Here is a 15,187-nt window from a genome sequence, read left to right as displayed (position 1 = left end):
TGATCCCTGAGGGCGTCGCGCGAGCTTGCGAGCCGACGCGTCTCGAAGGGTCCGGCGACACGGGGCTCCCAACGTGTCAGACCGGAGCCGACTGGGCTTCGGCGGTCTGTTTGGCCCAGCGGTAGTCGGCCTTGCCCGCAGGGGTGCGTTTGACCTCGTCGACGAACACGATGGTGCGGGGCACCTTGTAGCCGGCGAGAGACGCCCGGACGTGGTCCTGGAGTTCTTCCTCGGTGGGCTCATCCACGCCGTCGGCGATCTTGGCGACCGCGGCCACCCGCTGGCCGTACTTGGCGTCGGGCACCGGCACGACGAGGGCATCGGCAATCGCGGGATGGGCGTGCAGCACGGCCTCCACCTCCTCGGCGAAGACTTTCTCGCCGCCGGTGTTGATGCACTGCGAACCGCGGCCCAGGAACACGATGGTGCCGTCGGCCTCGACGGTGCCCATGTCACCGAGGATCGACACACGACGCCCGTCCGGCAATGTCGGGAAGGTCTTGGCCGACTTCTCCGGATCCTTGTAGTAGCCGAGCGGCACATTACCGACGCGGGCGATGTACCCGAGTTCTCCGGAGCCCGGTTCGATCGGGTTGAGGCTTTCGTCGACCACCATCATGCGGTCGGTCGGCGGCACCTTCAGGTTGCCGTTCTCGTCCATCATGATCTCACCGTCATTGCCGGACTCCGACGCGCCGAAGTTGTCGCGCAGCAGCAGACCGGGTTTCACCGCGAGCATCCGGTCACGCACATGCTGCGACCAGATGGCCCCGCCGGAGGTGATGGAGAACAGCGACGACAGGTCCACCTCGTCCTTGCGTCGTTCGAGTTCCTCGACCAGCGGCATGCCCATCGCGTCGCCGACGATCAGCACCAGTTGCACCTGCTCGTCGGCGATGCAGGTGACCATCTTCTCCGGGTTGAACTCGCGCATGATGACCAGGCGGCCACCGAGGGTGAAGAAGGTGAACAGCGAATACGATGCGGCGCCGTGCATCAGCGGGGCGGCCAGCATGAATGCCATCGACGGGAAATCCTTGACGGCCGAGGCGATCTCATCGAGGTCCTTGCGGTCGTCGCCGTACGGGTTGCCGCCGGAGAGCGGTTTGCGGAAGAAGTCGTCGTGGCGCCACATGACGCCCTTCGGGTATCCGGTGGTGCCTCCGGTGTACAGCAGGTACAGCTCATCACCGGTGCGCTGCTCGAAATCGCGTTCCTTGGGCAAGGATTCGGCGTCGGCGAACGAGGCGATCGTGACCTGGCTGCCGCCCGGGAGAGCGGCTACCGCATCGCGCAGCTCGTCTGTGACGGCACCAATCACGAACACCGTCCGCACCAGTGGCAGCGTCGGCAGCAGTTCGGCGACGCTGCGCTGATGTTCGGGAAGTTCGACGATGATGCCCACCGAATCGGAGTTCTCGAAGATGTAGTGCAGTTCAGTGTTGGTGTACCGGTAGTTGATGTTCACCGGAACCGCGCGGATCTTGATCAGTCCCAGCAGGCTGGTGACATGCTCAACGCTGTTCTTGAGGAACAGCGCCACATTGTCGTCGGCACCGATCCCGTTGGCCACCAACAGGTGTGCCACCTGATTGGCCTCGCCGTCGAGTTCGGCGTAGCTGACCTGCCGCCCCTCGTAGCTGAGCGCGATGCGCTCGGGCACGGCGTCGGCGACGGTCTCGAATACATCAGCCAGATTGAACTGCATCGCTTTCTCCATTCTTATCCTCCGGTGAGGATGAGGCCGCTGGTGGGGACGCCGGTGCCGGCGGTGACGATGACCCGCGACGCGTCTGGTACCTGGTTGACGGAGGTGCCGCGGATCTGGCGGACCGCCTCGGCGATGCCGTTCATGCCGTGGATGTAGGCCTCGCCGAGTTGGCCACCGTGGGTGTTCAGCGGCAGCGTTCCGCCGACCTCCAGCGCACCGGGTTGCCGTACGAAGTCTTTCGCTTCACCACGACCGCAGAAGCCGAGTTCTTCGAGCTGCAGCAGAGTGTACGGGGTGAAGTGGTCGTAGAGGATGGCCGCGTCCATATCGGATGGGGCCAGACCGGACTGCTGCCAGAGTTGGTCTCCGACCAGGCCCATCTCGGGCAGTGCGGCGAGTTGCTCGCGGTAGTAGCTGGTCATGATGAACTGGTTGTCGGCGCTGCCCGATGCCGCCGCCGCGATGGTCACCGGCTTCTGCGGGAGATCCTTTGCGCGTTCGGCGGATACGACGACGATGGCGACGCCGCCGTCGGATTCCTGGCAGCAGTCGAGCAGGTGCAGCGGCGCCGCAATGTAGCGGGAGGCCTGATGGTCGTCGAGGGTGATCGGTTTGCCGTAGAAGAAGGCGTGCGGATTGTTGGCCGCGTGGGTTCGCGCGGTGACCGCGATACGGCCGAAATCCTCGCTGGTGGCGCCGTATTCGTACATGTAGCGTTGCGCGATCATGGCGACGAACGCGGCGGGCGTCGAGAGGCCGTGCGGATAGGAGAAGGCGTTGTCGGTGCCCGACGAATTCTCCTGATTGGCAACGGAACTGTCGACCTGACCGAACCGTCGGCCCGACCGCTCGTTGAATGCCCGGTAGGCGACGACGACGTCGGCGACTCCGGTGGCCACGGCCATCGCCGCCTGCTGCACCGTCGAACAGGCAGCGCCACCACCATAGTGGATGCGGGAGAAGAACTTCAGGTCGCCGATCCCGGCCGCCCGGGCGACCGCGATCTCGGCGTTGGTGTCCATCGTGAAGCTGACCAGGCCGTCGACGTCGGCGGGGGCGAGTCCGGCATCGGCCACGGCTGCGGTGACCGCCTCCGCGGCCAAGCGTAGTTCGCTGCGTCCGGAGTCCTTGGAGAACTCGGTGGCGCCGATACCGGCGATCGCGGCGGCGCCTGAGAGCGTGCGCGTCATGCGGTCTCTCCCAGCGAGCAGGTGACGGTCGAAATCACATGTTTGCCAAGCCTATTGGCGCCCACGACCGAGACGGTGACGGCATTGTCGGCCACCTCGGTGACCTCGCCGGTGAAGGTCACCGAATCATAGGCGTACCAGGGCACCCCGAGTTTGAGCTTGATGGAGGTGATACGTGCCGACGGTCCGGCCCAGTCGGTCACGAACCGCTCGACGAGGCCCGTATCGGTCAGGATGTTGACGAAGATGTCCTTGGACCCCTTCTGGTGGGCCAGATCCCGATCGTGGTGCACGTCCTGGAAATCACGGGTGGCCAGCGCGGAGGCCACCACGAAGGTGGGGGTGGCCTCGATGGTCAACGGCGGCAACACCATTCCCACCGCGACGGCCGTGGGTGTCACCGCGGTCATGGCTGACTGTCCTCTCCTGATGCATCTGCCGGGCGCCACGCGTAGAGCGTCCATGGCGGTTTGTCGCCGGATGCGGGAAAGTCGAGGAACGCGACCTCGACCGGCATGCCGATGTGTACCGACTCGGGGTCAACGTCGCGCAATTCGCCGAGCATCCGCACCCCTTCGTCGAGTTCGACGAGGGCGACCACGAACGGCAGCGACCGGCCGGGAACCTTGGGGGCGTAGTGTACGACGAAGCTGTAGACGGTTCCGGTGCCAGCGGCGACGACATAGTCGGTGTCAGGGACAGTGCCGTCGTCGGTGCGTGCCTTCCAGAGGGCCGGTACCGGCGGATGCCGCAGCGTGCCGTCCTCGATCCGCTGGATGCGCAACTCGTGGGCGGCCACCCCTTCCCAGAAGAACCTGGTGTCGCGGGATGAGTTGGGGCGCAGCATCTTCTCGGGATCGAGATCGTCGGGAACCTCCGGCGCGGATTCCTCCACCGCGTCCTTGGTGGACGGGCGGAACTTGAGGATCCGGAAATCCATCTCCGCGACTATCTCGTCGCCCACGCGCCAGGTGTTGCGGGTGGTGAAGAACCAGCCCTCACCCAGGCCGGTGTTCTTCGGGCCGGCGACGTCGGTGAGTTCGCTGCTGAGCGTGACCTGCTCGCCCACCCGGGTGTAGCGGTGGTAGACGGTGTCGCAGTTGGTGGCCACCACCGACGTGTAGCCGGCGGCGTCGAACAGTTCGGTCACCCGGCGGAACGGGTCCTCGGGGGCGCGGGTCCCGTGCAGGCCACGCATCGTCCACACCTGCGACATTGCCGGTGGGGCAACGATTCCCGGATGACCAGCGGCCCGGGCAACGGTCTCGTCGACGTAGATGGGGTTGGTGTCGCCCATCGCCTCGACCCAGTTGTTGATCATCGGCGTGTTGATCGGGTCGCGGCCGGGTGCGGGTGTGCTCGGCCCGGCGGCTTTGATCGCAGCCGCCGCATCGAGGATGTCCTCGGCTGTGGTGATGCTCATCGTTTGGCCCCCACTCATCTCTTGGCCCGGGGCAAACCGAGTCCGGCCGTGGCAATCATGTCCCGCATCACCTCGTTCACACCGCCGCCGAACGTGATGACGGCATTGCGTTTCTGTTGGACGTCAAGCCAATTCACCAAGTCCGCCGTCGCCTCGGCGGAGAGGTCACCGAATCGGCCGACGATCTCGTCGATCATCCGGCCCACCGATTGCAGCCGTTCTGTGGAGAACACCTTGGTGGCCGCGGCGTCGGCCATCGAGATCGCCTCGCCGGTGGAAGCGACCTGCCAGTTGAGCAGTTCGTTGATCCGCACATAGGCATCGATCTGGGCGAGAGTTCTTCGCACATCGGTGTGTTCGCCGATCACTGTCCCGTCGGGGCCGGTACCGCGCGCCCATTCGCGGACGTGTTCGGCGAGGCCGTCGAGTTTGCCGGCCGGGCCGAGCATGACACGTTCGTGGTTGAGCTGAGTGGTGATGAGGCGCCAGCCGCCGCCCTCCTCGCCCACCCGCATCGACACCGGAACACGGACGTCGTTGTAGTAGGTGGCGTTGACGTGGTGGGCGCCGTCGGCGGTGATGATCGGGGTCCAGCTGAAACCGGGATCGGTGGTGTCGACGATCAGGATGGTGATGCCCTTATGCTTCGGGGCTTCTTTATCGGTGCGGCAGGCCAGCCAGATGTAGTCGGCGTCATGGCCGCCGGTGGTAAAGACCTTCTGCCCGTTGACAATATAGTGATCGCCGTCGCGGACCGCGGTGGTGGTGAGCGACGCCAGGTCGGTGCCGGCATCGGGTTCGGTGTATCCGATGGCGAAATGCACCTCACCGGCCAGGATCGCGGGCAGGAACCGCTTCTTCTGCTCGTCGGTGCCGAGGGCCTGCAGCGTCGGGCCTACGGTTTGTAGCGTCACCGATGGCAGCGGGACATCGGCTCGCACAGCCTCATTGGTGAAGATCTGCTGTTCGATCTCGCCGAAACCCTTGCCGCCATACTCCTTCGGCCAGCCGACACCGAGGCGTTCGTCCGTTCCCATCCGCTTGATGATCCTGCGGTAGGCCGGGCCGTGCCGGTCGGTCAGCATCTCGCGGGCATCGTCGGCCGACACGAGCCCGGTGAAGTACGAACGCATTTCGCCACGCAGGGCATATTGCTCGGGCGTGAGATCGACGAGCATCGTCGTATCCTCGGGTTCCGCTGCCGCACTGCGCGCACCGTCGATGGAAGCCAGCTCATCGAGTTGTACGGCAGCGCCACCGACGAGGCGGGCGAGGTCCTTGGCGACGGAGAAGTAGCGGTGCAGCGGGTAGGTGAGGTCGACGCCGATCCCGCCGTGCAGGTGGGTCATCGTGCGCATCGTGGCCGGGATCTCCGCGGCCAGCCAGTACGTGGCGATAGTCAGGTCGCGTCCTGCGTCGAGACCCTGCGAGAGCCGCCAGCCCGCCGCGGTGGTGGCCAGTTCCATGCCGCGGCCGATGACGTAGATGTCGGCGAGCTGTTGAGAGACGGCCTGGAACAAGGCAATCGGCTTGCCGAACTGCTCGCGGGTGGACACGTGGCCCGCGGTCAGCCGGGTGGCGCCATCGATGAGTCCGTCGGCGTAGCGGGCCAGTGCCAGCCGGTACTGATCACGCAGCACCGCCGAGTCGATTCCGAAGATGTCGCCATCAGCGAGCGCCACATCGGTGAAGGTGACGGTGTATTCACCCGCACCACTGGACGACGGGGTGCGCCGCACGGTCACGCCGTCCGCGTCGCGTGGCACCACCACGACGCCATCAGCCGTGGTCACGAAGAATGCGGACGCACCATCGGCGTGCAGCACACCGGTTTTCATGCCGGTGAGCTTGCCGTCGACGATATGCGCAGTGGGCCGCGAGCCGAGTGCGTCGCCCGGCTCGGAGACTGCCACCGAATACCAGGAACCGGATACGAGGGGCGCGGCGAGCCGTGCGCGGGTGTCCGGGTCGGCCGACCGCAAGGTCAGTTCGGCCGCGATCGCACCGATGGCCGGGGTCACCGCCGCCGCAGCGCCCAGTGCGCGCAGCAGCGGAGCCACACCGAGGACACCGAGGTCGTCGCCGCCGGCCGATTCGGGCAGGGCGAGCGCGAGCAGACCGGCGTCAACGAGCGCCTGCCACAGCTTGCCGTCGTGGTCGTCGGCGTGCGCGTCGGCCTGTTTGCCGAACGTCGGCTTGCCGAAGGTGGCCGACCACTCGGCCTCGTGCCGCGACAGCACGTCGGCCGCCACATCGCGCACCGCACACGCGGTGGCATCGAGCGCGAAGTCCACGAACGCCCTCCTCATCACAATTAGAACCTGTTCTAGTTGTATCAGAAGGCCGACAGACAGGGTAGCGCAACCCAAGCCACCTGCGGGTTTGTTCGTGCAGCACGATCCCGCCGACATCCGGAAATGGAATGTGTTCAGGACGACATACCCGAGCCGCGCCACGCGCGGATGCATCGCGCCCGGGAGATGTCGTAACCATCGGGCAGGATTGATCCCATGCTCACCGGCGACACCTCGATCCTGCGCAAGGCCCGCGGCGCGTTCTTCACGCCCGCGCCGGTCGCCGGGTTCTTGGTCGACTGGGCGGTTCGCGACGCCTCCGATGCGGTTCTCGAACCCTCGTGCGGTGAGGCCGTGTTCCTGCACGCGGCCGCACGCCACGTCGGCAAGGACGGCCGACTGGTGGGTGTCGAACTGCACGCGGCGTCGGCGCAGCGGGCAGCCCGCACCCTCGCCGCCGACGGTGTCGACGCCCGCATCCACACCGGGGACTTCTTCGCCCACAACGAGTTCGGCCGCTACAACGCCGTCGTCGGCAACCCTCCCTACGTGCGTTACCAGGACTTTTCCGGGGCCGACCGGGCGAATGCCCAGCGGGCGGCGCTGCGCGGCGGGGTGCGGTTGACCAATCTCGCGTCGTCGTGGGCGGCGTTCACCGTCCATGCGGCGCTGCATCTGCGAACAGGCGGCCGGCTGGCGCTGGTGTTGCCGGCCGAACTGCTGACCGTCAACTACGCGGGCGCGGTGCGGCGTTTCCTGATGGACCGGTTCTCGCACGTCGAGCTGGTGTTGTTCACCGAGCGGGTGATCCCCGAGGTGCAGGAAGAGGTGGTTCTGCTCCTGGCCGACGGCTATGCACCCGACGTGGGCACGGGCACCGACCACATGATCGTCCGGTCGTTGCACAACGCCGGTGACCTGAGCGGGCTGGTCGCGGCGGGGCCGGCGCGCCGGTGGATGCCCACGGACAAGTCGGCCAAATGGTCGGCGGGACTGCTGTCGGCCGACGGACTGGCCGCTTACACCGGCGCGCTGGGCGACTCGGGTTTCACCGGCCTGCAGACGTGGGGTGAGACGACGCTCGGCATGGTGACCGGCAACAACCGGTTCTTCACCCTGTCGCCGGCCAAGGCGGCCGAACTCGGGCTGGCGCCCACCGACACCATCGCACTGTCACCGCCGGGTTCACGCCATCTGCGTTCGATGAATCTGACTGCCGCGCAACTGTCGTCGCTCGGCGGGGCGGGCCAGGCCACCTTGCTGTTCCGCCCGGCCACCACCCCGTCGCGGGCGGCCAGGCAGTACATCCGTTCCGGCGAGGACCTCGATGTCCACCAGGCGTACAAGTGCCGGGTCCGCAGACCGTGGTGGCGGGTTCCGTACCTGAAACCGGCCGATCTGCTGCTGACGTACATGAACGCCGACACCCCTCGCCTGGCGTCCAATCAGGCACGCGCACATCATCTCAACTCGGTGCACGGGGTGTATCTGCACAGCGAACTGCGGGCCGACGGGATGAGCCTGCTGCCGCTGGCGTCGCTCAATTCGCTGACCCTGCTGGGGGCCGAACTCGTCGGCAGGCCGTACGGCGGCGGCATGTTGAAGATCGAGCCCCGCGAGGCCGACCAGCTTCCGGTCCCGGCACCGGCGCTGGTCCGGGCGCACGCCGCCGAACTGAGAGCGATCCGTCCCGCCGTGCGCCGGCGGCTGCGCGAGGGCAACTTGCTGGGCGCGGCAGAGCTCGTCGACGACATATTGCTGACCGGTGCGATGTCGATGCCGGCCGCGCGGCTGGACTCGCTGCGCGCCGATCATGCCCACCTGTCCGCGCGGCGCCGGGCCCGCGGCAGAACCACGGCAGGGCGTGCCGGTGGCTAGCGAACCGAGCGCCAAGAGCCGGGCGTGGCCGCTGTTCGACGCGATCGTGACCACCGCGGACAGCCGCGGCAGGAACCCGTGGACGCCTGATCCCGGTGGCGACCCACGGTTCCGCCCCGACTACGCCACACTGGAAAAGCTGCTGGCGGTGCCGCTGCTGCTGGGCGCGTCGTCGCAGTCCGGGGTGCCCGCCCTCGCCATCGACGTGTGGGTGGCCTACGAGCTGCGGCGGGCCGGACTCGACCCCGATGCTGTGTGGCCGCGGGAGCAGGCACCGCGGGTCGTCGACCGCGATGTGCTGCGATTCATCGAGTCGCTACCCAAACCGCAGCGTGCCGAGCTGATCGCGCGGCTCGAACGTGGTTCGGTGTCGTCGGCATCGGCCAACATCCTCGGCAAGAACTACCTCAAACAGGTCGACGTGTTGATGACGTCGTGGCAGACCGGGCCGGAGCTGCTGATCTCCACCAAACGGATGGATTCGTCGTTCGGCAAGAACGCCGCCAACCGGGTCGAGGAGTCCTACGGCGACGCCAAGAACCTGGCGCTGCGACATCCGTTGGCCGCGTTGGGTTTTGTGTACAGCCTGCGGTCGACTGCCTACACGCAGGAGCGCTACCACTTCGACTGGCTGGTCGATCTGCTCACCAAACTCGGCCGCGAGGACGACGCCTACGACGCGTGTGCACTGATCGTTCCCGAGTGGGAGGGCATCGAGCTCCCCGACGAGCCGGATACCGTTCCCGAGCCCGAGGTTCCGGAGCTGTTCCCGGAGTTGCTCGCCGGGCCCGACCCCGAGGATGAGCCAGGACTGTTCGAACTGGACCTGCCCGCCGCACCGACCGAAGTCGCGGCGCCGGTCAAGGCCGTACCGATCGACCGGCTGCCCACGGTGCGTCTACGACACGACCTGGTACCCGACGAACTCAGTCCGGCAAGGTTTTTCACCGAGATGCTGACAATCGTGCTGTACAACAGCACCGTCGCCCAGCACCGGCAGGCCCGGGCGCTGCGCGAGAGCGCACGCCAATAGCCGACTCAGGCGAGAACGTGCTCAGACAGGGAACCCGTCTGCGGGGTGCACTTCGAAGGCGTATCGGCCGGCGACGACGGCCGGATCCGCGGCCAGCACCTGCGCCGCTGCCGCCGCATCGACGGGCACCACGGCGACGCCGCTGATCAAGGGGTTGTCATCGACCTCCATCAGCGCGGGCAGCCGGCCGTCCGGGGCGGCGAAGTTGTTCAGCCATTCGGCCAGGACACCAGAATCGGCGACACCCGAACCCGCCGACGGACCGGGCGTCAGAATGACGACGCTGTACGGCGATGCAGGCGCTGTCTGCTCACTCAATGTAGAACTCCTTTGCGGCTGACGACGCTGTCAGCACCCGACGGCGGGTCGAGAATCGGCATCTCCGACTGTAACCTGTTGCACATTCGGTAAGGCAGTCAGCTGTGTGGCACATCACACGCCCGAGGATCGTAGGCACCACCGCCCGGTCGCTCAGTCGAACGAGTACTCAACGCCGGTCAGTTCCTCGGCGACATCCCAGAGCTTTTGCGCGGCAACAGGATCCACTGCTCGATCGGCGGGACTGACCAGCACGGGCGAGCCGGTGGCCTCCAGCCGTCCGGACGGCCCGTAGAACTGACCGCCGAACGCGGCCGGATCGGTCGCGGCCCGCAGGGTCGGTAGCGCACCTTGATCGGGCTCCTGCACGAACCGGTCCAGCAGCCAGCGCATGTTGGGGCTGGTGAACGCCCAGTTCAAGATCTTGTTCTGCTCACGCATGACTCCGCTGTAGCTCGCCCCGGGATGCGAGGCCAGCGAGGCACCCGCCATGCCGTCGGCGGCGAGCCTGCGCTGCAGTTCGATTGAGAACATGAGTTCGGCCAGTTTCGATCGCGCGTATGCGGCGGGTACCGAGTAGCCACGCTCCATCGGCAAGTCGTCGAAGTCGATGCTGCCTTTACGATGTACGGCGCTGGTGACGGTGACGATCCGCCCCACACTGGTGTTGATACGGTCGAGCAGCCGTCCGGTGAGCGCGTAGTGACCGAGGAAATTGGTGCCGAAGTCCAGCTCGAATCCGTCGGCGGTGAGCTGACGTTCCCTGCTCATCACACCCGCGTTGTTGACGAGGATGTCGATCTTGCGGTGGTTGTCGCGGATCAGATCGGCCGCCTCGCGCACCGATTCGAGGTCGCTCAGATCCAGGTGCACGATCTCGAGCCGGGCATCAGCGACGGTGCCGGCGATGTCATCGGACGCGGTCTTCGCGGCGTCGAGGTTACGACAAGCGAGTACGACGGTAGCCCCCAGCCGGGCGAATCCCCGCGCGGTTTCGAGCCCGAGACCGCTGTTGGCCCCGGTCACGATGGCCGTCTTGTCGTCGAGGCGGGGCGCATCTGCCAACGTCCATCCGGCGCCGGATCTGGGCACGGCATCTCCTTGTCTGGCTGTGAGCCGGTTCGGCTCGCTCTCAGACAGGGTGCCACATCACTTCCGGCCCGCCATCGGTAAACGCCGACGACGACCGAACGCTGCCGACGACGTCACGACACGGTGCCGACCGCGCGACCGGTCGGGCACTACCCCCACGCGGCGATATCGGCCGCCCGGGGGAGCGTGCTGGTCGTCGACTGCGGGGAGTCGAAGACGCGGACCGTCTCACCGAAGCCGTACGACGGCCAGCCGGGCCCGCCGGTGGTGGCGAAAGCGATCCACGCCGAGTGCATGTCGTCGGCGACCTGCTGCGGCGGGTTGGGGCCGGTGAACGAGTTCGTGTCGCGCAGCGCGTCGAACACGAAGGACAGTTCGAGTGCGTGGCAGGCGCCGAGACCGGAAACCGCTGTTTCCCAAGCGAACTCGTAGACGTGCGTCGACCCCCCGGCGCGTTCGTGAGCGGCGGCGAACTCGAGTGCGGGTTTACGGAAGAACGCGTCCGAGGCGATCTGATCGAAGACATGGGCCGCGTCGGCCCCGGCGTGGTTCGCCACGTAGGCCGCGACGACGTCGGGACCGGCACCGAAACGAGTCGCGACCACCGGCAGAGCCTCCGCCGTGATCAGTCCACGGGTTCCGGCAGCCATACTGAACAGGGTGAACTCACGCCCCGTGGTACCCAGCAGGAGCGGTACGCCGGCACTTGCGCCCGCGGCGACCGCGGCCTGCGGGAACTCGGGGATCAACTCATCGAACACCGGGATGTGGCCCGTGATCCCGCCCCCTGCCGAGATGGTCGTGGCACCCCATCGCCCGGGATCGGGTGCCAGCCGGATCGCATTGTCGATGGCGGTCTGGGCGTCGATGAGCGCCGACGGATCGACCTCGGCGAGTGCCTGCGCGGTGGGCTCGACGCCGAGCAGCGCGGCAACCTCGGCGCCGACCCGGCGGGTGTCGTCGGACACCGCGACCGAAACCCCGTGCCCGCTCTGCACGATGGCCTTGCTGAACAGGCCACGCGCCGCCGGGCAGACGAGCAGGCCCGCAACGCTCATACCGCCGGCCGACTCGCCGAAGATCGTGACATTGGCGGGGTCGCCGCCGAACGCCGCGATGTTGTCCTGCACCCACCGCAGGGCCGCGATCTGGTCGCGCATACCGAGATTGGTGGGCGCGCCGTCGACGGGCAGCCAGCCGTAGGTTCCGAGCCGGTAGTTGATGGACACCAGCACCACGCCGTCGCGGGCGAACGCCGAACCGTCGTACGAGGGTGAGGCGTTGGAGCCCCGGACGAACGCACCGCCGTGAATCCACACCATCACGGGCAGTCTCGTCGCACCCACATCGGGCGTCCACACATTGACGTTGAGCGATTCACCGCCCAACTCGGTGGCCGTCACCTTGCCGAACCAGGTTCCGACCGGGTCCGGATACGGCGTCTGCCAGCACGACGGACCCTCGGCGACCACCTCGCGCACCCCGTCCCAGGGCGTCACCGGAGCGGGCGCGGCGAAGGCCAGCGGACCTTCCGGGGCCGCCGCGTACGGTATCCCCAGAAATGCTGTGACTCCATGAGATTGAGAGCCGGATACCTGACCGCCGTCGACACTGACTGTGATGCCCATCACCCGATGGTAGACCCGGCCGATCCGGACCCGAACAGACCCCTGGGTATGCGCCAAAGCCGGTGCGACACAGCATGATCATCGCAATATCGTGAGGAATGCCCGCGGTCCGGCGAAGACGAGTTCACGGACATGGTTGCGGACCTGCCCGCTCACCGGACAGTCACATCGGGCAACCACGCCCCGCGCATCCAGCCCGGCGTCGCGACACAGCGCGATCGCCCGGGGCAGGTGAAAGTCCTGCGTCACCACGACGACCGACGACACCCCGAACACATCCCGTGCCCGGCGGCAGCTCTCCGCGGTGTCCAGACCCAGACCGTCGTCGACGATGATTTCGCCGGGGACCTCCCGGGCGTGCAGGTACGCCCGCATCACGGCCGGTTCGTCGCCCGCGTCCGGCGATCCATTGCCGGAGTTGATGATGCGCGAGACGTTTCCCGACCGGTAGAGGTCGACGGCGGTATCGAGGCGCCCCCGTACATAGGTACCCGGATCGCCGTCGGACACCAGCGACCCGAGGACCAGCAGCGTCGACCCCTCGGGCACGGCCACCGGTTCGACGACACGTCCGGCCGCGGCCACGTAGATCCACGTCGCGGACAACGTGATCATCAACTCGAAGACGATGCCCGCGGCCAGCACCGACCTCGCGATCGGTCCGGGCGGTCGGTTCACGCGTTCACGGTAGCCTTATGCCACCCCGGAGACATCCGCGATACCGTGGCGCGCATAAAGTAACGCGCATCACGTTGCCGCTCGACGGCCTCGACACAGCACCACGATCCGTCCGACACTTGACCCCCGCCTCCGCCGCAGGAGGCACAGACCCCGGGGAGGCCGCAGCGATGCAGTACATGCCAGTCACCGAATCGATGTTCCTGATCGCGGAAACACGCGAGCAGCCGATGCACGTCGGTGGCTTGCAGCTGTTCGAGCCACGCGATGGACAGTCCGCATCCGACCTCGCCGAAGAGGTCTTCGACGCCTTCCACAACGGCACTGAGGTCAGCGACCTGTTCCGCAAGCGGCCCGCGTCGCCCGCCCCGCTCATGGGCAACCTGTTCTGGACCCACGACGACGAGATCGACTTCGACTACCACGTACGCCGCGTCGTCCTGCCCCGTCCGGGCCGCGTGCGTGAGCTGCTGCGTTATGTTTCGCTCAACCACGGCGCCCTCCTCGACCGCAACCGGCCGATGTGGGAGGTCCACATCATCGAGGGCCTCAACGACGGTCGGCTCGCGCTCTACACCAAGGTCCATCACTCGCTCGTCGACGGCGTGACCGCCCTGCGGATCCTCGGGCGCACCCTGTCGACCGACCCCGAGGATCGTTCGGGCCGCACACCGTGGGCGCTGCACAGCAAGCCGCGTCCGCCCAAGGAAAAGACCGAAGAGAAGTCCGGCGGGATCCCGCTCGTCGGCGGCCTGCTCGGAGCCGCCGGTGCCGCGGCCGACGTCGCCGGTCAGGTTGTCGGGCTCGCGCCCGCCGCGGCCAAGATCGCCTGGTCGGCCGTGCGCGACGACGACTACGCCGCGCCACTGACCACCGCGCCCCGCACCCTGCTCGACGTCCCGATCGGCAGCGCCAGGCGTTTCGCCGGCGAGCAGTGGGAGCTCTCGCGCCTGAAATCCGTCGCCAAGGCCCTCGAAATCACCCTCAACGACGTGGTGCTCGCCATGTGCTCAGGGGCGCTGCGCTCGTACCTGATCGACCAGGACGCACTGCCCGATTCGTCGATGGTGGCGACACTGCCGGTGTCGCTGCACTCCGGCGACAACGACAAGGACGGCAACGCCATCACGGCGATCATGTGCAAGCTCGGCACCGAGCAGTCCGACCCAGGACAGCGCGTGCGCACGATCGTCGCCTCCACCAAGGAGGCCAAGAAGGTCGTCCGCGGGCTGGCACCGCTGCAACAGCTGGCCCTTGGCGCGGCCAACGTCGCGCCGCTCGCGCTGGCCGGTATTCCGGGCTTCGTCCGGTACGTCCCGCCGCAGTTCAACCTGATGATCAGCAACGTTCCGGGGCCACGTGAGGAGATGTACTGGAACGGTGCCCGGCTCACCGACGTGTACCCGGTGTCGGTGGTGATGGAAGGTCTGGCCCTCAACATCACCGTGACGACCACCGCGCAGCACATGAACTTCGGTCTGATCGGCGCCCGCAAGGAGCTGCCGAGCCTGCAGCGCCTGCTCACCCACCTCGAGACCGCGCTGGAGGAGTTGGAGAAGCTGGCCGACGTCGCCGGGTCGGTCAAGGGGTAGCCCACCCCCGGTGGATGCCGGGCTAGAACTCAGCGGTTACCGGGCGAGATCTCGGCGCGCGCCGGACCTGCGTCGGCGCGTAATCTTCCTCACAAAGCGCCGCATTCAACGGCCATCTGACTCGACAGTAAGTTACTGGCGAGTATCGTCTTTAGCTATTCGTCACGCAGACCACGGCCACTGGTTAGGTAATCCTTGGCAGCGCCGGGTATGGGTGAGGTTTTACCGTTACGTGTAGTAGACGACATCCACAACGCCCGTCGCTCCGCTCGCCCGGGTCTGCGCGCTCAGCCCTGCACGCAGAACAAGTGGATCGACCAACAGGAAGGCCGGTACGCGCCCGTGACTCC

12 protein-coding genes and 1 pseudogene are annotated in these 15,187 nt (G+C 67.0%); 3 read left to right on the top strand and 10 right to left on the bottom strand.

Annotation, left to right across the window (positions count from 1 at the left end; genetic code table 11):
- Positions 1-76: 76 nt before the first annotated feature.
- From Q0627_RS05640 to Q0627_RS05615, 6 genes and pseudogenes are all read right to left on the bottom strand, one after another.
- Positions 77-1,708, bottom strand: a complete 1,632-nt coding sequence (locus Q0627_RS05640) for an acyl-CoA synthetase (RefSeq protein WP_298808246.1) — start codon at positions 1,706-1,708, stop codon at positions 77-79.
- Positions 1,709-1,722: 14 nt separating this feature from the next.
- Positions 1,723-2,901, bottom strand: coding sequence for a lipid-transfer protein (locus tag Q0627_RS05635; RefSeq protein ID WP_291017035.1), 1,179 nt, complete (start codon positions 2,899-2,901; stop codon positions 1,723-1,725).
- Entirely contained in the window at positions 2,898-3,311 is a 414-nt protein-coding gene (locus Q0627_RS05630) for a MaoC family dehydratase (protein WP_291017037.1), read from the bottom strand. The genes Q0627_RS05635 and Q0627_RS05630 overlap by 4 nt, the downstream gene beginning before the upstream one ends.
- Positions 3,308-4,324 carry a bifunctional MaoC family dehydratase N-terminal/OB-fold nucleic acid binding domain-containing protein gene (locus Q0627_RS05625; protein ID WP_291017039.1) on the bottom strand — a complete coding sequence of 339 codons (1,017 nt, stop codon included), beginning with the start codon at positions 4,322-4,324 and terminating at the stop codon, positions 3,308-3,310. Before Q0627_RS05625 ends, Q0627_RS05630 begins: the two co-directional genes overlap by 4 nt.
- Positions 4,325-4,338: 14 nt before the next feature.
- Positions 4,339-5,502, bottom strand: coding sequence for an acyl-CoA dehydrogenase family protein (locus Q0627_RS05620; RefSeq protein ID WP_298808255.1), 1,164 nt, complete (start codon positions 5,500-5,502; stop codon positions 4,339-4,341).
- 66 nt (positions 5,503-5,568) lie between these two features.
- Positions 5,569-6,633 (bottom strand): annotated as a pseudogene (locus tag Q0627_RS05615) (acyl-CoA dehydrogenase family protein); the annotation flags it as partial.
- A 201-nt stretch (positions 6,634-6,834) separates the two neighbouring features.
- On the opposite strand from Q0627_RS05615, the gene Q0627_RS05610 reads away from it, so the two are divergent.
- Positions 6,835-8,496: a class I SAM-dependent DNA methyltransferase gene (locus Q0627_RS05610; RefSeq protein WP_291014089.1), complete on the top strand. Its 1,662-nt coding sequence runs from the start codon at positions 6,835-6,837 to the stop codon at positions 8,494-8,496.
- Positions 8,489-9,529: a hypothetical protein gene (locus Q0627_RS05605; RefSeq protein ID WP_298808230.1), complete on the top strand. Its 1,041-nt coding sequence runs from the start codon at positions 8,489-8,491 to the stop codon at positions 9,527-9,529. The genes Q0627_RS05610 and Q0627_RS05605 overlap by 8 nt, the downstream gene beginning before the upstream one ends.
- 21 nt (positions 9,530-9,550) lie before the next feature.
- Here Q0627_RS05605 and Q0627_RS05600 read toward each other — a convergent pair whose 3' ends face one another.
- The 4 genes from Q0627_RS05600 to Q0627_RS05585 form a co-directional block, all read right to left on the bottom strand.
- Complete coding sequence (locus Q0627_RS05600; protein WP_298808227.1) at positions 9,551-9,847, bottom strand: hypothetical protein; 297 nt, start codon at positions 9,845-9,847, stop codon at positions 9,551-9,553.
- Positions 9,848-10,000: 153 nt separating this feature from the next.
- Positions 10,001-10,939: an oxidoreductase gene (locus Q0627_RS05595; RefSeq protein ID WP_298808224.1), complete on the bottom strand. Its 939-nt coding sequence runs from the start codon at positions 10,937-10,939 to the stop codon at positions 10,001-10,003.
- Between the two features lie 149 nt (positions 10,940-11,088).
- A complete protein-coding gene (locus tag Q0627_RS05590; protein WP_298808221.1) occupies positions 11,089-12,567 on the bottom strand; it encodes a carboxylesterase/lipase family protein in 1,479 nt (492 codons plus the stop codon).
- A 78-nt stretch (positions 12,568-12,645) separates the two neighbouring features.
- On the bottom strand, positions 12,646-13,182 hold the full coding sequence (locus Q0627_RS05585) for a vancomycin high temperature exclusion protein (protein ID WP_291014102.1): 537 nt from the start codon (positions 13,180-13,182) through the stop codon (positions 12,646-12,648).
- 233 nt (positions 13,183-13,415) lie between these two features.
- Here Q0627_RS05585 and Q0627_RS05580 point away from each other — a divergent pair, with 233 nt between their 5' ends.
- Entirely contained in the window at positions 13,416-14,837 is a 1,422-nt protein-coding gene (locus tag Q0627_RS05580) for a wax ester/triacylglycerol synthase family O-acyltransferase (protein WP_291015084.1), read from the top strand.
- The last annotated feature ends 350 nt before the right edge of the window (positions 14,838-15,187 follow it).

Origin of the sequence: uncultured Gordonia sp. (assembly GCF_937858515.1) — a bacterium.
In the GTDB taxonomy this organism is placed as follows: domain Bacteria; phylum Actinomycetota; class Actinomycetes; order Mycobacteriales; family Mycobacteriaceae; genus Gordonia.
This window is presented reverse-complemented; position numbering and strand designations above follow the sequence as displayed.

Coding starts and splice junctions, on each gene's coding strand:
- Q0627_RS05640 (WP_298808246.1), bottom strand. CDS start 1,708: ATGCAGTTCAATCTGGCTGATGTATTCGAGACCGTCGCCGACGCCGTG.
- Q0627_RS05635 (WP_291017035.1), bottom strand. CDS start 2,901: ATGACGCGCACGCTCTCAGGCGCCGCCGCGATCGCCGGTATCGGCGCC.
- Q0627_RS05630 (WP_291017037.1), bottom strand. CDS start 3,311: ATGACCGCGGTGACACCCACGGCCGTCGCGGTGGGAATGGTGTTGCCG.
- Q0627_RS05625 (WP_291017039.1), bottom strand. CDS start 4,324: ATGAGCATCACCACAGCCGAGGACATCCTCGATGCGGCGGCTGCGATC.
- Q0627_RS05620 (WP_298808255.1), bottom strand. CDS start 5,502: ATGCTCGTCGATCTCACGCCCGAGCAATATGCCCTGCGTGGCGAAATG.
- Q0627_RS05610 (WP_291014089.1), top strand. CDS start 6,835: ATGCTCACCGGCGACACCTCGATCCTGCGCAAGGCCCGCGGCGCGTTC.
- Q0627_RS05590 (WP_298808221.1), bottom strand. CDS start 12,567: ATGGGCATCACAGTCAGTGTCGACGGCGGTCAGGTATCCGGCTCTCAA.
- Q0627_RS05585 (WP_291014102.1), bottom strand. CDS start 13,182: ATGATCACGTTGTCCGCGACGTGGATCTACGTGGCCGCGGCCGGACGT.
- Q0627_RS05580 (WP_291015084.1), top strand. CDS start 13,416: ATGCAGTACATGCCAGTCACCGAATCGATGTTCCTGATCGCGGAAACA.